The organism is Nisaea sp., assembly GCF_017640745.1.
Taxonomy (GTDB): Bacteria; Pseudomonadota; Alphaproteobacteria; order Thalassobaculales; family Thalassobaculaceae; genus Nisaea.
Window position 1 is genome coordinate 20,423 of sequence record NZ_JAEPQA010000016.1, and the last position, 18,884, is coordinate 39,306.

The following is an 18,884-nucleotide window of genomic DNA, read 5'->3' on the forward strand; positions in this document are numbered from 1 at the left end:
CCTCAGGGCTATTCGCGATTGCCGAACAGCTGCAGCATGAACATGAACATGTTGATGAAGTCGAGATAGAGCTGCAGGGCGCCCATGACCGACTTCTTGGTCGCAACCTCGTGGCCGTCTGACTCCAGATACATGTTTTTGATGTTCTGAGTGTCGTAAGCGGTCAGACCCGCGAAGACCAGCACGCCGCCGACCGAGATGATGAACTGCAGCATGGTCGAGGCCATGAAGATGTTCACAACGCTGGCGATCAGGATGCCGATCAGCCCCATGAACAGGAACGAGCCCATGCCGGAGAGGCTCTTCTTCGTGGTGTAGCCGTAAAGGCTGAGGCCCGCGAAGGCGGCGGCGGTGATGAAGAACACGCGCACGATGCTTTCGCCGGTGAAGACGAAGAAGATGCTGGCAAGGCTGAGGCCCATCACGCCGGCATAGATGAAGAAGGTCGTCCGTGCCGCGGAGGCCGACATGGACTGCACACGTGCAGCCAGAAAGAACACCATGCCGAGCGGGGCCAGCATGATCACCCATTTCAGCGGTGAGGCGAAGATCAGCTGCGCGAAGGCCGGGGAGCTCATCGCCAGCATCTTGGTGCCGAGCGCGAAGAAGCCGGTCAGCGCGAGGCCGATCGTCATGTGGTTGTAGACGCCGAGCATGTAGTTGCGCAGGCCGACGTCGATCTGGGCGGCCTCCGCCTCGGCGGCTGTCATGTGTTTGCGTTGCAAGTCCATCTCTCACTCCCAACGAGCCGAAGGTCAAAAAAATGCGTCAGAGCAGAAATAAGGAACGGCCCCTGTGTTTTCAACTGAATCCGGTACGATTTTCGATACCGGGTCCCCGGCCTTGCAGTTGAAGCGATTATCGCCCAAATGATCTGAAAGAAATATGCTCGAACAAAGGGATTTTGCGCCGGATGGCCGATCATGGAGACCTGAAACCGCTCTTCGGCGACAGCCGCGACGCGGAGTACGAGCTGGACCTGCGCGGCCTCGACCTCCCGCATTCCGCGGCCTCTGTCGAGCGCATGCTTGAGCGCAGCCGGTTCCGCACCCCGCGCTCTGTCCGCGTGCTGATCGATGCGCCCGACGGCGAGGGCGGCGGCAGTCATTTCCAGCCGCTCGGACGCCTGCTTCTGGACGCCCGCAAGGAAGGCGTGCTGACCGCGATGACCACGTTGCCGCCCGAGGACGAACTCGGCTTTCGCGTCGTCACGACCGGCAAACCGGAAAACGATGACAACGGCGCCCCCGGCGGAGATGTGGTAAAAGACAATCTTGTGGACTGAACGGTCCTATACGGGCCAGCACGGGCCATCAAAGGAACAGATATACGATGGGCAGCCTCACGGACCGCACTGCGGACTATTTCGACACCCTGGCGCGCCTGACCCGCGAAGCCAGCGTCACGGATCTCGCGGGACGGCCGATGACGATCGGCGCCGGGATCGAGGCCTTCCTTTCCCGGGGACGGGCCGCGCATGAAGCCGGCAACAAGCTCATCTTCATCGGTAACGGGGCCAGCGCCACAATGGCCTCACATTATGCGCTCGACTTCTCCAAGAACGGCGGCATCCGGTCCCTCGCCCTGAATGACGGCGCGATGCTGACCGCTCTGGTGAACGACGTCGGGGGCGAGGCGATCTTCGCCGAGCAAGTCGGCTATTATGGACGGGAGGGCGACATTCTCGTTGCTATCAGCAGCAGCGGCTCCTCGCCGAACATTCTGAAAGCGGTGGAGCGGGCCCGGGACAAGGGATGCGGCGTCATCACCTTCTCCGGCTTCGACAGCGACAATCCGCTGCGCCTTTCCGGAGATCTCAACTTCCATGTCGCCGGCGACGAATACGGCTTCGTCGAAGTGGCGCACAGCGCTCTGATCCACGCCATCCTAGATTTGTCGCTCGGCTGGGGCACGCCGGATGACCGCAATCCGGGCGCAATGAAGCGCCGGCGGCAAAAGTCTCCTTAATCAGCGCTCTTGTCTGCGGCGCGGCTTGCAGCTTTTGACATATCACGGGCATCGACGAGACGCTGGAGTAATGTAACGTAGCGTTCCGGCGTTCCGGGCTTGCCGAGGTCGATGCACTGTTCACGGAACCGCTTCATCTCCTCGGCGCGGTAGAAACCGGCGGCGGTACCTGCCGGGTCGTTCGACAGCTTGGCGATCCACTGAAATATTTGGTCGCGGCACTGAATGTCGGCGTTGCGGAACAGCGTGCCGACCACCGTCCGGTTGGGATGCAGATACTCGATCTCGAACACCGGCTTGCCGCGCAGCACCGCCTCGTAAACCACGCTGGTGCCGAGCGAGAGCACGGCGTCGGCCCAGCGGATCAGCTGCGTTCCCTGGTAGGTGTCAGCAGCGACATAGGTCATGCTCGAGCTGGGATGACGGCTGACATCCTCAGCTCCAGGCGTTGGGATGTCGATCGTCCTGGTCCCATCGAGATACTGGCGCGGATGACCGGCGAGGACGAGATAGACTCCGGGAAACTGCAGCACGAGCGCCAGCAGGCGCCCGAGTTCCTCCCAGAAGATTGGGTATTTCGCGTTGCGCAGGAAGAAGACGAGCTTAAGCTTGCCTTCGCTGCCGGGAAAGACGGCCGGGGGCAGGATCTTCTCGAGTTCGGGCAGCCATTCATCGGCGAACCTTGCTGATCCGGGAACCTCGTGTTTGTCGTGCCAGCCCTCGTCAGCACGGCGGGCCGTGATGCGGCTCGCCGTTACGAACAGGTCGAAGTCCCCGACCCGTCGGGACCTCGTCAGCCCGTCATAAATCAGGTCATTGGTGGTAATCATGTAATTCATGTAGGGATCGTCGCCGTGCGGCAGCGCGACGCACTTGATGCCCAGCTTACGCGCTTCCGCGAGCAGTGGGACGGTCGCCGGCGCGGTACCGTAGTCGAAAGCGAACGCGATACGCGCGCTTCCCCGAGCGAGGAAATCGACGATCTCGCTGACCCTGCGGTTCTCGCGGAGCGGGCGGCCGAGCCATTGATTGGTGGAGCGCGCCAACTGGGCAAGCGTACCGACGCGGACATTTTTCTTTGCTACGAGGAAGGCGAGCCTCGGATCATTCAGATCCACGTCTTCGTCTAGCATGACGACGAAGGCGTCGTTGCCTTCGACCAGGCTCCAGAAATGGATCACCGGCGTGATATGGTCGACATCGTTATGGTGGCGCAGGAAAAAGACGATCCGTCGCCGCATCTGGCCAACCACTTTCGAGGGCTCGCCGCCGTCACGGCGCACACCCTGCCCCATCAGTTCTTCTCAAGCACGTAATTGCCCATCGCCAGCACGTCGGCATCGGTCAGGAAGTAGAAATTGAGGGCGTCCTCGGGCGTACAGCAGATCGGCTCGCCCTTGATGTTCATGCTCGTATTCATGACGATCGGCACGCCGGTCAGACTGTGGAAGGCCGAGATCAGATCGTGGAACAGCGGATTCGCCGACGGCTCCAGAAACTGCGGGCGCGCCGTCTCGTCGACATGCACGATCGCCGGCGCGACATCCTTGGCAAGCGGGGTTGTGCCAAAGGTGTTGATCATGAACGGCGACTGTGTCGGCTTGAAGAAATAGGCATCCTTCGCGCTGTCGAGCAAACTTGGGCAGAATGGCCGCCAGACTTGGCGGAATTTCACCTTGGCATTGACCTTATAGAGACTCGCCATGTCGCGCGGATCAGCAAGGATCGAGCGCGCCCCGAGTGCCCGGGGACCTGCCTCCATCCGGCCCTGGAACCAGGCCACCACCTTGCCCTCGGCCAGGCGCTCGGCGACATAGGTCGCAAGATCCTCGACATGCGAGCAGTGACCGGCGAGATGCTGGCCAGCCAGAGCCTTCAGCTGCGCATGGCCGGCGTCGCCGGCGAGGTCGCGGCGCACCTGGGCCTCGTCGAGCCCAAGCGTGTTTGCCAGCGCCTTGTATTGGGCGTCGTTACGCACCGTGCGGCGCAGCGAGAAGCTGTCGATCGCCCGCTTGATATCCGCGTTCGAGAATTCGGGGCCGAGATAGACGTCCGGAAGGGCATAGTCGGAGCGCTCGGTCGAGAAATTCTCGACGGCATAGGCCATGTTGGCGCCGACGCCAATACCGTCGTCGCTGGCGACCGGTACGATATATATGCCTTCGAGCGAGTCGAGCTCCTTCCAGATCCGGCCGTTCGCCTTGCAGTTCAGGAACACGCCGCCGGACAGCGTGACGTTACGTAGCCCGGTCTGCGCAACAAAACGGTCGACCATGCGTAGCAGGGTCTCCTCGAAGCGCTCCTGCACAGCGTAGGCGAGATCCTTGTAGTATTGCGACGGCGTTTCGGTCCCGGGCGGGCAAGGCTCGCCGAACGTGGCAACAAGCTTCTCGGTGAGCTTGTCGTTTCCCGGCCAGCGCTTGCCGAGGTAGACGTATTCGGCATCGACGTCGAACTCGAACGCTCCTTCGTCGTCCGTGCGCCACGGCAGGATGCGCGCGACCTTTTCCGCCAGAACCGGGTCGGGTTTGCCGTAGGGCGCGAGCCCCATCAGCATGCCCTCGCCCTCATAGGCGTCGAAACCGCAGAACAGCGTGAAGGCGCGGTATAGCCAGCCGAGCGAATGGGGCAGCGGCTTGGCATAGATACGCTCGACCCGTGTGCCACGGCACTCCCAGACACTGAAGGTGTCGATCTCGGAATTGGCGTCGGCGACGATGCCGAGGCTGTCCCGGTAGGGGCTGGCGAGATGGCCGGACAGCGCGTGGCAGTAATGGTGGTTGAACCAGTGGATCGGCGGCATCGACCCGGTCACAAGGCCGGCCGCGGTCAGTTCGGCGGTGATTCGGGCCCTGACGTTGTCAGGATGCTTTTCCTTCAACCGGCCGATCTCGTAGCGTGCCGCCTCGGCCGGTTTGTCCGGATATTTCGCCCACTCTTCGAGATAGTAAACCGGGACGTCGAGGGTGAAGCGATCTAGGTCGAAGCCGATATTGATCGCCGCCAGGCCGTCAAGCCCGCCCTCGACCTGCGCGAGACAATATTTGATCGCCTCGATCGGAAACCGGTTCACGGCCTTCTTGACGCGGCAGAAGCGCTCTTCCTCGACATGGGCGAGGATTCGCGTGCCTTCGAAAAGCGTCGCGGACGGGTCTACCCGGCCAAGATTCAGTCCCAACGTCATTCGTTTCATTTACATGCACCAGCATTACGTCCACGCTCATCGGACCCTCCGATACCGCATGGAAGCAAAACCTCCATGGGTCGCGCCCCGCGACGTCCCGAAATTCAGGTGCCGCTATAGCCCAGTTGCCCGGAATCGGCTAGCTCCTTGAGCATTTCGACGTAGCCGCCGAGCACGTCAGCCCCACCAGGCTCGATGCACTCTCGCCGGAAACGGTCCAGCTCCTCTTTCCGGTAGAACCCGGCAGCCGCGGCGGCACGATCATCGCAGAGCCGCTTGATCCAGTCGTAGATATGGTCGCGACTCTGGACGTCTGAGTTCCGGAACATCGTGCTGACGACGGACCGGTTGGGGTGCAGGTACTCAATCTCGAACACCGGTTTACCGTCCAGTATGGCCTCGTAAACGGCCGTGGTCCCGAGCGAGAAGACGACATCGGACCAACCAATCCATTGCGAGGAATGGTAGGCGTCAGAGGCGACGTAGGCCAGCCTGGAGGTCGAATGCTTGAGCGGCAGAGTCCTTGGATCGGGCAGCGGCACGTCTTCCTCCTGCCCGTCGACCTCGAAGTGTCGCGGGTGCCGGACGACGACAAGGTTGATGTTCGGGAACTGCATGACGAGCGATAGCAGACGCGTGAATTCCTCCCAGAAGACAGCGTACTTGGCATTGCGGATGAAGAAGACGATCTTGAGGTTTCGCTCCATCTCCGCGGTCTCGATGGGCGCGAGCAGGGCCCGGAGTTGCCCTCGCCACTCGGGGCAATAGCGCGGCGAACCGAGCACCCGATTCTTGTGCTTCCATTTCGGTCCAGCCCGCTTGGCATGGACCGTGCTCGGCGAAACCAAGATGTCGAAGATGGGGACATTGTTGAACCACTTCCCGACTTCCGAGAAATCGATCTCGTCCCTGGTGATCAGATAATTGACGTAGGGATCGTCACCATGCGGCAGCGACACCGTCTTGACGCCTCGAAGCTTTGACGCCTTGACGACGGAGGCAACAAGTTCGGCGCCGACCCAGTCGAATGCGAGGACGAGCGGGATTCCGTCGCTCATCAGGTACTGGACGATTTCTCCGGCGGTGCTGCGGCTGGAGTCGCCCCGGCCCAGGGCCTTTGCGGTGCGCTCGACGAGGGTGCCTTTCCATATCACTTCGATTGCCGGCTGCCTTTCGAGGAAACGCAGCCTGAAATCGCCGAGGCTTACCGACAACTCCGTAATGACGACCAGGGCGTCGTGACCCGGTTCCCGGGCCCAGCGCCAGATGATCGGTGTGATGTGGTCGATGTCGTTGTGGTGACGCAGGAAGAAGACGGCGCGGCGGCGTGGGGCCGATGTGGAACTCGGCGTCGTGGTCATGCTGTCCCCGTAAACGGTTTGTGTTCGGTAACTCGATTCGGGGCCGTCCTATATCACACCTTACGCGGAAGAGGATGAAATCTCAGTCAGTCCGGCGCCTTGCAGCAAACACCGCGCCAGAGCCGTCGCGCGCGTGAAGAGGCTTTAAATCCCCCTATCGAGCCTCTATGGTTGGGGTACCTTTTCACAGGCTTGCTCAACGCATTTGCAGGGACAGACATGGCTCGCCCCCTTCGCGTCGCCATCGCGGGGTATGGCGTCGTAGGCAAACGCAGACGTCACTTCATCGACCTCCATCCGCATCTCGAACTGATCGCGATCTGCGACCAGAAATTCGTGTCCGACGGCATCGTTGACGGGGTCAGCGGCTACCGCACCTACAAGCCGCTATTCGAGCATGAACTCGACGCGCTGTTCGTATGCATGACCAACGACATCGCGCCGGAAGTCACGATCGCGGCATTGGAGCGCGGTCTGCACGTGTTCTGCGAAAAGCCGCCGGGACGCGACCTCGATGACATCGCCCGCGTCGCCGAAGCGTCGGCGCGCGCTCCGCACCTCAAGGTCATGTACGGCTTCAACCACCGCTACCACGAGTCGGTGAACGATGCTCTCGAACTGATCCGATCCGGCGAGTTCGGGCGCGTGCTCAACCTTCGCGGCGTCTACGGCAAATCGAAGTTCATCAGCTTCGGCCAAAAATCCTCTTGGCGCACGGAAAGGGCTGTCGCCGGTGGCGGCATCCTGCTCGACCAGGGCATCCATCTCGTCGATCTGATGCGCCTGTTCGCCGGTGAGTTCGTCGACGTCTTCAGCTTCGTCAGCAACAGCCATTGGCAGCATGACGTCGAAGACAACGCCTATGCACTGATGCGCTCCACAAGTGACGCCGTCGCAATGCTGCATTCGAGCGCCACTCAGTGGCGCCACCGCTTCCATCTCGATATCGGTCTGGAAAAGGGCGGCATTGTGCTCAGCGGCATTCTGTCCGGTTCGAAGAGCTACGGCGCCGAGACGATGACGGTGATATATCCGGATGAGGACGATCAGGGAGATCCGCGTGAGCAGACCGTGCGCTATAACAAGGACCCGTCCTGGGAGCGCGAGGTCAACACCTTTGCATCAGCCATCCTCGAGGATCGGCCGGTCGAAAGCGGGAATATCGAAGACGCCTACCGCACAATGGAACTTGTCTATCGTATCTATTGCGCCGACCCGGCCTGGCGGTCCAAATGGGCGCTTGAGAATACCCCGCGGCAGGTACCGCTGCCCGACTTCATGCGGCGGCGCTGAAGTCTTAGGCAACGCCGGCTCCCGCGCCGACGCACCAGAACCGACTCCTTGGGAAGCATGCTCATGTCCTTGAAGAAGAAACTGCAGAACGACGAACTGACGATTGGTTCGTGGCTGAGCTTCGGCTACCCGCCAATTGCCGAGATGATGGCCAAGGTCGGCTACGAGTGGCTTGTCGTCGATATGGAGCATACTGGCATCGCCACCAATGAGATGTTCCAGATGATCCAAGTCATCGAGCTGTCTGGCTGCGCTCCGCTTGTCCGGGTCGGCGCGAATGATGCCCTTCTGATCAAGCGCGCCATGGACTCCGGTGCGCATGGCGTGATCGTGCCGATGGTCTGCACCGCAGACGACGCGAAGATGGCTGTCGACTCAATCTATTATCCGCCTCGCGGCAGCCGCGGCGTCGGCCTTTCCAGGGCGCAGGATTACGGCCTCGGCTTCGAGCGCTACAAGGCCTGGGCGGAAGAAGAGACCGTCCTCATAGCGCAGATCGAACACTATCGGGCTGCCGAGTGCATCGACGAAATTCTCGCCGTCGACGGCATCGACGGCTTCATCATCGGCCCCTACGACCTTTCGGGCTCGCTCGGGCATCCCGGAAATTTCGAACATCCGGACGTCGTCGCCTGCCTCGACCGGGTGACCTCGGCCATGAAACAGTCGCCTAAGGCGGGCGGTGTCCATGTCGTGATGCCTGACGAAGATCTGCTGCGCCGCCGCGTCGGCGAGGGCTATAGTTTTATCGCTTACGGGGACGATATGGTCTTCCTCGCGGAAAAGCTCCGCGATGACTCCGCAATCGTCACCGAACTGCTGAACAACGGGTAACGAACCATGCAATCCGTCTGCATCATTCCCGCTCGCATGGGCTCCAGCCGGTTTCCTGGCAAGCCGATGAGCAAACTGCTCGGCATGCCCATGATCGAGCACATCTTTCACCGCTGCCGTCTGCATGAGGGCTTCGACCGGGTCATCGTCGCGACCTGCGACCAGGTCATCGCCGACTGCATCGAAGCGGCCGGCGGCGAAGCCGTGATGACGGCCGATAGCCATGAGCGCTGCACCGACCGGGTCCAGGAAGGCATCGACAATCTGAAGCTCGATCTCGCCGACGACGATCTCGTTTTGATGGTCCAGGGAGACGAGATTCTCGTCGGACCTGATATGCTGGCAGAGATGCAGCGTGTCTACGAAACAACCGGCGGCCCCGTGGTCAATCTGGTCAGCCGGCTCTACCGGATCGAGGATCACGAGGATCCGAACACGGTGAAGGTCGTGGTCGCGCCGGACGGACGGCTGCTCTATCTCTCGCGCGCGCCGATCCCATCGCGGGCCCGGGCGGCGACCGTGCCGATGTACCAGCAGACCGGCATCATTGCCTTCGCCAAGTCCCATCTCGACCGCTTCAGCGCCCTGCCGCAAACGCCGCTTGAGAAGCTCGAATCCGTCGACATGCTGCGCTTCATCGAGCATGGCGACACGATCATGGCGGTGAAGACCGAGATCGAGACCATCGGTGTCGACACAGAGAAGGATCGCGCTCGGGCCGAGGCCACGCTGGCGGAAAATCCGTCGACGGCGCTCTATATCGACCGGGCCGCCGCTTCATGAGTGGGTCGCTTTCGGGCCGCAAAGCCCTCGTCACCGGCGGCACCCGCGGCATCGGCGCGGCCATTGCCCGCCGTCTGATGGCCGACGGCGCCGCCGTCGCCGTGACCGGCACCTCCCCGGATGGTACCGGACCCGAGGGTTCGACATACAAGGCGATCGATTTCAACGACACTGCGGCGACCGAGGCTTTCGCCAGATCCATCGCAGACGAGGGTTTCGACATTCTTGTGAACAATGCCGGCATCAACAAGATCTCGCCCTTCGGGGAGATCGACACGGCGGATTTCGAGCGCATCCAGCGCGTCAACGTGCTGGCGCCGATGATCCTCTGCCGCGCCGTGCTCGCCGGCATGCGCGCGAAGGGCTGGGGCCGGATCGTCAATATCAGCTCGATCTGGGGCAAGATCAGCAAGGAACAGCGGGCGCCATACTCGACCAGCAAGTTCGGCATCGACGGCATGACCGCCGCGCTCGCCGCCGAGGTCGCCGGCGACGGCATCCTCGCAAACTCGGTCGCTCCCGGATTCATCGACACCGAACTGACCCAGCGGGTCCTCGGCCCGTCTGGCATTGCCGAACTGACCGCCAAGGTCCCGGTCGGACGACTGGGCAAGCCAGAGGAGATCGCCGCCTTCGTCGCCTGGCTCTCAGGGCCCGAGAATAGTTATATAAGCGGTCAGAACATCGCCATCGACGGAGGCTTCACCCGTGTCTGAGACGATGACCATTCAGTCGCACAAGGGGCCCTACACGGTTCATTTCGATCCGAACGCGCTTGAGAGCCTGAACGCGAACGTCCCCGCGGACGCGCATTTTCTCGTCGATGCCCACGTCGCGGAGCTCTATGCCGACCGCATGGCGAAAATCCTCGCGCATCGGTCCGTACTACAGATCGATGCGAAGGAAACCAACAAGTCTCTGGAGCGGATGCCCGATTATGTCGCCCATCTGGTCGACAAGGGATTGCGGCGCGACCAGCGGCTGATCGCGATCGGCGGCGGCATCATCCAGGACATCACCTGCTTTCTCTCCGCGACGATGCTGCGTGGCGTCGACTGGGTGTTCTATCCGACCACCCTTCTCGCCCAGGCGGATTCCTGCATCGGGTCGAAGAGCTCGATCAATTCGGGCAGCGCCAAGAATATCCTCGGCACTTTCACGCCTCCGCGCGAGGTCCATATCAGCACTGATTTCCTCGGGACGCTCGACGAGCGCGACGTGCGTTCCGGCATCGGTGAGATGCTGAAGGTGCATGTCATCGACGGGCCTGACTCGTTCGACCGGATCGCCGGAGACTACGCCCGGATCCTCGCGGAACCGGAGGTGATGATGGGCTATATCCGGCGCTCGCTCAATATCAAGAAGGCCTATATCGAGCGTGACGAGTTCGACCAGGGACCGCGCAACGTGTTCAATTACGGTCACAGCTTCGGGCACGCCATCGAGGCCGCGACCGACTTCGCGATCCCGCATGGCATCGCCGTCACAATCGGCATGAACATGGCGAACTACGTCGCGGCAAAGCTCGAGGTCGGCTCGGAGGAAAATTACCAGCGCATGCAACCGGTCATGCGGAAGAACTATGCCGGCTTCGAGACCCATCCGGTCCCGCTCGACGCCTTCATGACCGCGCTTTCCCGCGACAAGAAGAACCAGGGCGCCGGATCGGTGACGCTGATCCTCGCGGACAGGTCGGGCAAGGTCTCCCGAGACAAGTACCCGATGGACGATACCTTGCGCGGGATCTGCCGGGACTATCTCGAGACCGCAAGGGCTGCGGCATGAAACCGGTCCGTGTCGCCGTCGCCTCTCGGTCATTCTCGAAACATCCGGTGCTGCGAGCCGAACTCTTGGCGCGCTTTCCGAACACCACCTTCAACGACGCAGGCGTCTCGCTCAAGGGGACGGCCCTGATCGACTTCCTGAAAGGGCACGAACGGGCAATCACCGCACTGGAGCGGCTCGACGACGCGCTCTTCGCAGCCGTGCCCGAGCTCAAGGTCATCGGTAAATACGGTGTCGGCACCGACATGATCGATCTCGAGGCGATGCGCCGGCACGGCGTCAGCCTCGGTTGGATCGCCGGCGTCAACAAGCGCTCGGTCGCTGAGCTCGCAGTCTCCTTCGCCATCGCCCTGCTGCGCCATGTCCCGGCGGCGGCGGCCGAGGCCAGGTCCGGACAGTGGCGTCAGCTCCAGGGCCGCCAGCTTTCGGGCCGCACCGTCGGCATCGTCGGCTGCGGCCATGTCGGTAAGGACCTGGTCCGCCTGCTTAAGCCGTTCGGCTGCACAATCCTGGTTCACGACGTGCGCAGTTTCCCCGATTTCTATACCGAGCACGGCATCGAGGCGGTTGGTCTCGACGCCCTTCTCGCCCGGGCCGAAATCGTCACCCTGCACATACCGCTCGACGAGACGACGCGCGGCCTGCTCTCGGCCGAAAGGCTCAAGCTGATGCGGCCCGATGCCGTGTTGCTCAACCTCGCCCGTGGCGGCCTAGTCGACGAGGAGATCCTCAAGGTGATGCTCAAGGACGGCCGGCTCGCTGCCGCCGGCTTCGATGTCTTCACCGCTGAGCCGCCAGAGGATCTGGAGCTGCTGTCGCTGCCGAACTTTCTCGGTACGCCGCATATCGGCGGCGCCTCGGAAGAGGCGGTGCTGGCCATGGGCCGGGCGGCGATTGCCGGGCTTGAAGATTTCGGCGACCCGGTCGAGGTCGTCGCCGGCCAGGGCGGATGAGATCCGGCCGCGTCGAGCGCTTCGCGTCGATCGAGGCCCTCACCGCCGCGCTCGCCGAAATCGTGCGAAGGGAGACCGACGCAGACCTCGCCACCTATGGCCGGGCCACCCTGGTGCTGTCCGGCGGCAGCACGCCGCCGCGCTACCTGCAGGCGGTCGCCGCCGCCCGGCCCGACTGGCGCGGCGTCACCGTCACCCTGTCCGACGAGCGCTTCGTGCCGGTCGATCACGCGGACAGCAACGAGGGCATGGCACGCACGCATTTCGCCGGCACCGGCGCGGACATCGTCAGTCTCCGCGGCAGCGCCGAATCAGTGGAAACGGCAGCGAAGGAGGCTGGTGACCGGCTCGCCGCCTGCCACTGGCCGGCCGCGGTCTCACTCCTCGGATTCGGCCCAGACGGCCATACCGCCTCGCTCTTCAATGCGAACGACACAGCGCGGCAAGACGGTCCCTGTATCGCAACGCGGCGGCCGAAAGATGGTAGCGCCCGAATCTCGATGACATTCGAACAGCTGCTTCAGGCTCGGAGCATCCTCATGATCGCTGGGCCCGACAAGGCCGGGATGCTCGAAGCGCTGGCCGCAGGTGAGCCCGCCGCCGACTCGCCGATCGCGCAGCTGCGCGATCGGGCGGGCGCCCGGCTCCGCTGGGTCGGTTTCACCACCTGAGCGATGCCGTCCGATCAAGCGACGCGCTTGAGGTAACCATAGGGTGCGCAGGAAAGCTGCAGCTTGTCTTCGACCGGCACGCGGACGAAGCGCTTGTCCTTCTCCAGGAAGGCCTGGACCGCGGTATAGGGGCTGTTCCCGGTGCCCCACGGCCGGTCGCTCAGCAGATCTTGCGGCAAGAACTCGCAGTGGGTGTCGAAGACCACGAGATAGCTGCCCACGCCGACCAAGCCGGCATAAAGGTCGAGTTCGGCGGCGACATGTTCATGGGTGTGGTTGGAGTCAAGGATGACCATAACCGGCTTGCGGCCCAACACTGCCTTCTCGACCGAGGCTACTGTGCCAGCATCGACCGAGGAGCCCTCGATCAGGCTGATATGGCTAAACATCGGGTGCTGTTCGATGCGCTCCCGGTTGTGCTGGCGAATGTCGATGTCAACGCCGATGACCTCACGGTCCCCACCAAGCAGTTTGAGCAGCGAGGCGTAGAAAACGATGGAGCCCCCGCGCGCAATGCCGACCTCCACGATGACCTCGGGTTGAACTTCCCAGATCAGCTCCTGCATCGCCACGATATCCTGCGGATATTGTATGATCGGCATGCCCATCCATTTGAAATTGTACGGATAACGATGCCGGAAGCTAAGATCGAACCAAGCCCGGGTAAGTTCGGTCATCTTTGGATCGGCGACCATGCGGTTGACGGCTTCCCGGTTCTCGCGCTCGAATTCAGCTTGGTCATCCACGACCGGTAACTCCCATTCCTGATTGCGGCAACCCAACGGGCAGCCACCTGTGACATAACTCGCGTGTCTCATACGACGGTGTGTTGTGCGATGGAAGCACCCCGGAAACGCGAGGCGCGTCGGATCGGCCTAGGACGCGGCGCGCAACTCGCGCAGCTTCATGCGTTTCTGCTCGGCGTCCTTCATCATGTTGTCTTCCTGCTGTCCGGAATGCACCACGATGCCGTACTTGTCGCTCATATAAGCGACGGACTCGCGCCGGATCCGCACGAGTTCTTCGGGGCTGAAGGCGTCTGCGGCGTATTTCCATGCCGGAAGGTCCGGATGCAGCTCGATCGAATAGAGCGCGACCTCATCGAAATGCTGGCCCGCAAAGTCGAGGGAGGCGAGACGCTCCTCCTCGGTTTCGGTTGGCCAGCCTATGATGACGTCGGTGCGCAGGATCGCGCGCGTGTTGACAGCGCGGACTTCCTTCATGAAGGGACCGACATACTGCGACAACTCTCGCCGGTTCATCATCTTCATGACCCGGGCCGAAACCGACTGTATCGGCACTTGGATATCCGTCACCCGCTTGTTCTTGAACAGCTCAAGCAGATCGTCGTAATAGCGGTAGATACCCTGCGGCTGGAACTGGGCGACATGCACCTGATAGGATTCGTCGTATTCCAGCACGGCGCGCAGCAGTTCCGGGTAGGACGAGCCTACGTCGATGCCATAGAGCGACGTCTCCATACCCATCAGGTTGATGATCTTGACGTCCTCGCGCACACACTGCTCGATCTGCATCATGATGTCATCGAGCGGCCGGCTGCGGCGATTGCCGAGGCCAGGCTTGTGGGTGCAGAAAGTGCAGCTGAAGGCACAGCCTTCGGCGATGTTGATGAAGCGCTTCGAAAGGTTGAAGTCGCGATAGTCTTCCTTGCGCCGGAACACTGACTGGGCCGGAACATCGGCAAGTTTGATCTCGAAATCCGGGAACAACGCCTCGATGTCGGCGAATGAATATGGCTTGTCGCCCTTAGTGCCGACCACTGGACCGTCGAACATCTCCTTGACCTTGCCCGGATGCGCGTCGACGATGCAGCCCATGACGATCATCTCGCCCTTGAAGCTGTCCTTGTACTTGTTAATTCGGTCGTAGGAATTCTGCTCGAGCAGCGACCAGCCGTTGCAGGTCATGCAGAGCAGACGGTCAGCGGCGTCCACGTCGTCGACGACACTCGCCCCGTTCGCCTCAAGCCAGCGCTGAACGCGCGCCAAGTTCAGCTTCTGGGTCGTGCACATGTCGTCGTCGGTAATATAGATCTTCATGTAGCCCTCCAGCTCGCCGCCGCGAACACTGCTCTAACAATTATCCTTTACCGCACGTTTCCGGGCAACGCCGTAAAAATAGTTCGGATTGAGAATTCCGGCATCGACATAAGTACGGTCGATCAGCGCCAGCAGCGAGGCAAGGCGATTGAGCTGTTCCTGATCACCCCGCATCCCGCCCATCAGCCGGTATACAAATGAATAGCTAGGCTGTGTATGAACAATGTCAAAGGCTGCGGATACGCTGCGCACAATTTCCGGCCCGTCGAGTGAGAGGTCGTTCGGAGACTGACCGTCGGCCTCGTTCGGATCACGTTCCAGGATGTATTCCTGCTGAATGTCGTCGGTCAGGGCGAGCAGTCCCGGCCCGTCGAGACCGTCCGGCAGGTTCGGCTCGTACCACAGACCCGATGCCGCCAGCAGCGCCCGGATGGTCGCGACGAATGCCGCGTCAGTCCGGGTCCAGCCCGAATGCACCGGCTCATGCCAGACCAGGATGCCGTCGTCCACAAGGCAGCGGGCGACGACTTCAACAGCTTCGTCGATCTCCGGGATATGATGCAGGAAGCCCGACGCCAGCACTCCATCGAAGCTGCCGAATTCGAGAGCAAGGTCGTAGGATCCCACATGGTATTCGAGGCTACCGAAGCCGTCGCGGAACGGGTTCTCGGCGAGAGCCGCGCGGGCGGTAGCGACGCTCTTCTCGGAAATGTCGATGGCGGTCACCCGGTAGCCAGCCCTGGCGAGTTCGAGCGCGAAATAACCGGGACCACAGCCGAGATCGAGGATGCGGGCCCCAGGCGTGACATGCTCGGCGAAGAACTTAAGGTAGTTGCGGCACATCTCGCCGACATAGAGATCGGCGTAATGGGGATGACGCCAGAAGCTCTTGTAGAAATACTCGCTCGGCTGCATGCGCCGCAGATCGGCGACGAAACCGTGCTGGCGTCGCTCGGTGATGCGCTTGTCGAACGCCTCTGCTTCGCTGGCCAGTGCGTCGGCCGCGGCCTTTTCGTTGTTTGCGCTCATCAGTCTAAACCCGTACCCAGCAGAGGTTCCTGTCGAGGGCGCCGCCCTCGATCAGCTGCCGGATGAAATTGAGCCGCATCAGCGATCCGTCCCTGAACCTGGCGTCCGAGAAGCCGCACCGCCTGAGGTTGCTGGCAAGGTCGCGAACAGAATCCGCGAGCGTAAAGCGTGGCTGGTGTGCCGGGGCGAGCTCGTGGAATTTGGCAAAACTCACCCGGTAAGAGCGCTTGTCCGGCGAGGCGTCGCGATTGATCGAGACCTGGATGCCGCCAAGTTCGGCCGCGACCGCCTCGGCGAGGTCGCGGATCTGGTAGTTTCCGGCATCGGCGCCGGTATTAACCGCGAGGAAGGCCCCGCCGACGTCAGCGTCGCGCCCGATCGCCCACTCGATCGCCCGAGCCATGTCGCGGACGTGGATCAGCGGTCGCCACGGGCTGCCGTCCGAGAGCACCACGATCTCGCCGGTACTCAGCGCCGAGGCGACAAAATCGTTGAGCACGAGATCGAGGCGCAGGCGCGGGCTGAAGCCGCAGGCGGTGGCGAAGCGCAGGCTGGTGACCGATAAGGAAGCGTCCGCAAGTTCAGCCAGCCCCTGCTCTGCGGCGATCTTCGACTTGGCGTACGCGGTCTGCGGCGCGAGATTGGCATTCTCGTCCTTTGCCTCGTTGCCGCCGGCGCCGTAGACCGAGCAGCTTGAGGCGAAGACGAAATGCCGAACACCGGACGCCTTCGCCATCCTGGCGGCCGCGACGGCGCAGTCGGCATTGATCTCCATGGTCGGCTTCTCGAAGGCGTTGCCAATCGGATCGTTCGAGAGTGCGGCCAGATATACGACGGCATCAACCCCTGCGAAGACGTCCGACGGGCATCGCCTGACATCGCCGAAACGCTGGTTGTCCAGCGCCACTTCCGGGAGCAAGCCGCCGCTCATCAGGCAACCGGCAAAAAGCCCGGTGTCGAAGCCGTGTATTGCTCCGTCCGGAAAGGTCCGCCGCAGATGCTCGACGACGACCGGGCCGATGTAGCCCAAGTTTCCAATCACCAATATTCGCACAGCTCGGATCTCGCAATTAGAAAGGGGGGCACGCTTTTGAACGTGCCCGCAGTATATCCAAAGAGATATCTGTCACAAGGCGCGGCGGCGGAAAGGCCGCGCACGGTATCAGACGCCCGGAAAGACGCCCGGGTCCCTGGCCGCGCGAAGATCCGCCAGACGCGGCAGCCTGCTGTCCTTTTCCGAGATCCTGACCGGCGCGAAAGGCCATTCGATGCCGACTTCCTCGTCACACCACAACAGGCCACTCGACGCAGCGGCATCAAAATCCTCGGAGATGAAGTAGTTAACGACGCTGTCGTCCTCAAGCGTCATAAAACCGTGGGCACACCCCTTGGGCACGTAGACCGCTCGGCGATTGGCCTCGGAGAGTTCGAGAGACACGTAGGTCCCGAAGGACGGAGACGACGGACGCAGGTCGACCACCACGTCGAAGATACTGCCGCGCTCGCAGCGCACCAGTTTGACTTCGGACCGGTCGCCTCGCTGGAAATGCGGCCCGCGTAGCGTGCCCCTGACAAAATTGCTCGAGGCACTGATCTGGCGCCAGCCGGTTTCGAGCCCGAGTTTCCTGAAATCACTCAGGCTGAAGATCCGGGCGAAGGCGCCGCGATCGTCCGCGAACGGTTCGGTGTCAACGATCCAGGTGCCGTCGATGCCCGTCGGCGTGAAGCGCAGCGTCACGGGATGATCTCCAGCCTCGGCACCGCAACCACAAACTGCCCGCCCCAGCTCCGAACCTCGGAGAGCTGCGCGACGATCTCCTCCTTCAGGTTCCACGGCAGGATGACGATGTAGTCGGGTTTCTCGGCGAATATCCGATCCGGTCCGGAAATCTCGATCAGCGAGCCCGGTAGCAGCAAGCCCTGCTTGTGCGGACTGCGATCGACGACGAAGGAAATCAGGTCCTTGCGGACGCCGCAGTAGTTCAGAAACGTATTGCCCTTGGCCGCGGCACCGTACCCAGCGACGCGTTTGCCTGCCGCCGCAGCGTCGAGCAGGAAGCGCAGGAAGTCCCGTTTGACCGCCGAAACCTTGTCCTGGAACCTGGCATAAGCCCGCTCCTCTGCCATGCCGAACGCCGCCTCGACAGCGCGCAGATCTCGCAGCGCCTGGGTCTCCTCTCGGTCCGCGTCGGCCTGGCAGACGAAGAGCCGCAGCGATCCGCCATGGGTCGGCAACTGCTCGACGTCGAAGGCGCGTAACCCGTAAGCCACCATCAGGCGTTCGACAGAGAGCAGCGAGAAATAGCTGAAATGCTCGTGGTAGATTGTGTCGAACTGAACGTCTTCGATCAGCCGCAACAGGTGTGGAAACTCGAAGCTGACGACGCCTTCCGGCGCCAGCAGCGCCTTGAAGCCGGACACGAAATCAGCGAGGTCCGGGACATGGGCCAGGACGTTGTTGGCGATCATCAGGTCGGCGGCGCCGTGACGGGCCTTGACCTCCTCCGCGCAGGCCTTGCCGAAGAAGGCGCAATGGGTCGGCACGCCAGCGGAGTTGGCGGCCGCGGCGATATTGGCCGCAGGATCGATACCGAGGCAGGGAATATCGGCAGCGACGAAGTTCTTCAGGAGATAGCCGTCGTTGCTGGCGATCTCGTAGACCATCGATTGCGGGCCGATGCCGAAGCGCCTGGTCAAACCCTCGACGAGCTTCCGGGCATGTTCAAGCCAGCTCGTCGAGAACGAGGAGAAGTATGGGTAGTCCGAGAAGATCTCGGCGCGCGACACGAAGGCGTCGAGCTGGACAAGGCGGCAGTCGTCGCAGACCCAGGCGAACAGCGGATAGTGGACTTCTCCGAATGGGAGCCGGTCAGGGGCGACCAAGGCGTTGGCGAGCGGGGTCGCGCCGAGATCGCAGAATGGGGTCTTAAGCGGGGCGTTGCAGCTACGGCACTTGGGCATAG

The 18,884-nt window shown here is 62.1% G+C and carries 19 protein-coding genes; 9 read left to right on the forward strand and 10 right to left on the reverse strand.

What is annotated here, in order from left to right; genetic code table 11:
• Positions 1 to 8 precede the first annotated feature (8 nt).
• The gene (locus JJ959_RS12455; protein ID WP_292884089.1) at positions 9 to 731 is read right to left on the reverse strand and encodes a Bax inhibitor-1/YccA family protein; all 723 of its coding nucleotides are present in this window, start codon (positions 729 to 731) and stop codon (positions 9 to 11) included.
• A 182-nt stretch (positions 732 to 913) separates the two neighbouring features.
• On the opposite strand from JJ959_RS12455, the gene JJ959_RS12460 reads away from it, so the two are divergent.
• The gene (locus JJ959_RS12460) at positions 914 to 1,285 is read left to right on the forward strand and encodes a hypothetical protein (RefSeq protein WP_292884090.1); all 372 of its coding nucleotides are present in this window, start codon (positions 914 to 916) and stop codon (positions 1,283 to 1,285) included.
• A gap of 47 nt (positions 1,286 to 1,332) precedes the next feature.
• A complete protein-coding gene (locus tag JJ959_RS12465) occupies positions 1,333 to 1,968 on the forward strand; it encodes an SIS domain-containing protein (protein WP_292884091.1) in 636 nt (211 codons plus the stop codon).
• Here the strand turns inward: JJ959_RS12465 and JJ959_RS12470 are convergent.
• From JJ959_RS12470 to JJ959_RS12480, 3 genes are all read right to left on the reverse strand, one after another.
• Positions 1,965 to 3,263 carry a hypothetical protein gene (locus tag JJ959_RS12470; protein ID WP_292884092.1) on the reverse strand — a complete coding sequence of 433 codons (1,299 nt, stop codon included), beginning with the start codon at positions 3,261 to 3,263 and terminating at the stop codon, positions 1,965 to 1,967. The two genes, JJ959_RS12465 and JJ959_RS12470, sit on opposite strands and share 4 nt — an antisense overlap.
• Complete coding sequence (locus JJ959_RS12475; protein ID WP_292884093.1) at positions 3,263 to 5,152, reverse strand: carbamoyltransferase C-terminal domain-containing protein; 1,890 nt, start codon at positions 5,150 to 5,152, stop codon at positions 3,263 to 3,265. Before JJ959_RS12475 ends, JJ959_RS12470 begins: the two co-directional genes overlap by 1 nt.
• A gap of 104 nt (positions 5,153 to 5,256) precedes the next feature.
• The gene (locus JJ959_RS12480) at positions 5,257 to 6,513 is read right to left on the reverse strand and encodes a hypothetical protein (RefSeq protein WP_292884094.1); all 1,257 of its coding nucleotides are present in this window, start codon (positions 6,511 to 6,513) and stop codon (positions 5,257 to 5,259) included.
• A gap of 219 nt (positions 6,514 to 6,732) precedes the next feature.
• Between JJ959_RS12480 and JJ959_RS12485 the strand changes: the two genes are divergently transcribed.
• From JJ959_RS12485 to pgl, 7 genes are all read left to right on the forward strand, one after another.
• Entirely contained in the window at positions 6,733 to 7,806 is a 1,074-nt protein-coding gene (locus JJ959_RS12485; protein ID WP_292884095.1) for a Gfo/Idh/MocA family oxidoreductase, read from the forward strand.
• A 63-nt stretch (positions 7,807 to 7,869) separates the two neighbouring features.
• Positions 7,870 to 8,640, forward strand: a complete 771-nt coding sequence (locus tag JJ959_RS12490; protein WP_292884096.1) for an aldolase/citrate lyase family protein — start codon at positions 7,870 to 7,872, stop codon at positions 8,638 to 8,640.
• A 6-nt stretch (positions 8,641 to 8,646) separates the two neighbouring features.
• The gene (locus JJ959_RS12495) at positions 8,647 to 9,423 is read left to right on the forward strand and encodes a 3-deoxy-manno-octulosonate cytidylyltransferase (protein WP_292884097.1); all 777 of its coding nucleotides are present in this window, start codon (positions 8,647 to 8,649) and stop codon (positions 9,421 to 9,423) included.
• Positions 9,420 to 10,139 (forward strand): SDR family NAD(P)-dependent oxidoreductase, encoded by a 720-nt coding sequence (locus tag JJ959_RS12500; protein ID WP_292884098.1) that lies wholly within the window; start codon positions 9,420 to 9,422, stop codon positions 10,137 to 10,139. The genes JJ959_RS12495 and JJ959_RS12500 overlap by 4 nt, the downstream gene beginning before the upstream one ends.
• On the forward strand, positions 10,132 to 11,208 hold the full coding sequence (locus tag JJ959_RS12505) for an AroB-related putative sugar phosphate phospholyase (cyclizing) (protein ID WP_292884099.1): 1,077 nt from the start codon (positions 10,132 to 10,134) through the stop codon (positions 11,206 to 11,208). Before JJ959_RS12500 ends, JJ959_RS12505 begins: the two co-directional genes overlap by 8 nt.
• The gene (locus JJ959_RS12510) at positions 11,205 to 12,161 is read left to right on the forward strand and encodes a phosphoglycerate dehydrogenase (RefSeq protein WP_292884100.1); all 957 of its coding nucleotides are present in this window, start codon (positions 11,205 to 11,207) and stop codon (positions 12,159 to 12,161) included. The genes JJ959_RS12505 and JJ959_RS12510 overlap by 4 nt, the downstream gene beginning before the upstream one ends.
• Positions 12,158 to 12,832: a 6-phosphogluconolactonase gene (pgl, locus tag JJ959_RS12515; RefSeq protein WP_292884101.1), complete on the forward strand. Its 675-nt coding sequence runs from the start codon at positions 12,158 to 12,160 to the stop codon at positions 12,830 to 12,832. Before JJ959_RS12510 ends, pgl begins: the two co-directional genes overlap by 4 nt.
• Positions 12,833 to 12,846: 14 nt before the next feature.
• Here the strand turns inward: pgl and JJ959_RS12520 are convergent, their stop codons facing one another.
• The 6 genes from JJ959_RS12520 to JJ959_RS12545 form a co-directional block, all read right to left on the reverse strand.
• On the reverse strand, positions 12,847 to 13,578 hold the full coding sequence (locus tag JJ959_RS12520) for a CmcI family methyltransferase (RefSeq protein ID WP_292884102.1): 732 nt from the start codon (positions 13,576 to 13,578) through the stop codon (positions 12,847 to 12,849).
• Between the two features lie 129 nt (positions 13,579 to 13,707).
• Entirely contained in the window at positions 13,708 to 14,892 is a 1,185-nt protein-coding gene (locus tag JJ959_RS12525) for a radical SAM protein (protein WP_292884103.1), read from the reverse strand.
• A gap of 33 nt (positions 14,893 to 14,925) precedes the next feature.
• A complete protein-coding gene (locus JJ959_RS12530) occupies positions 14,926 to 15,921 on the reverse strand; it encodes a class I SAM-dependent methyltransferase (protein ID WP_292884104.1) in 996 nt (331 codons plus the stop codon).
• Positions 15,922 to 15,925: 4 nt separating this feature from the next.
• Positions 15,926 to 16,975, reverse strand: a complete 1,050-nt coding sequence (locus tag JJ959_RS12535; RefSeq protein WP_292884105.1) for an NAD(P)-dependent oxidoreductase — start codon at positions 16,973 to 16,975, stop codon at positions 15,926 to 15,928.
• Positions 16,976 to 17,083: 108 nt separating this feature from the next.
• On the reverse strand, positions 17,084 to 17,659 hold the full coding sequence (gene rfbC / locus JJ959_RS12540) for a dTDP-4-dehydrorhamnose 3,5-epimerase (RefSeq protein ID WP_292884106.1): 576 nt from the start codon (positions 17,657 to 17,659) through the stop codon (positions 17,084 to 17,086).
• Positions 17,656 to 18,882 (reverse strand): class I SAM-dependent methyltransferase, encoded by a 1,227-nt coding sequence (locus JJ959_RS12545; protein ID WP_292884107.1) that lies wholly within the window; start codon positions 18,880 to 18,882, stop codon positions 17,656 to 17,658. The genes rfbC and JJ959_RS12545 overlap by 4 nt, the downstream gene beginning before the upstream one ends.
• Positions 18,883 to 18,884: the final 2 nt, after the last annotated feature.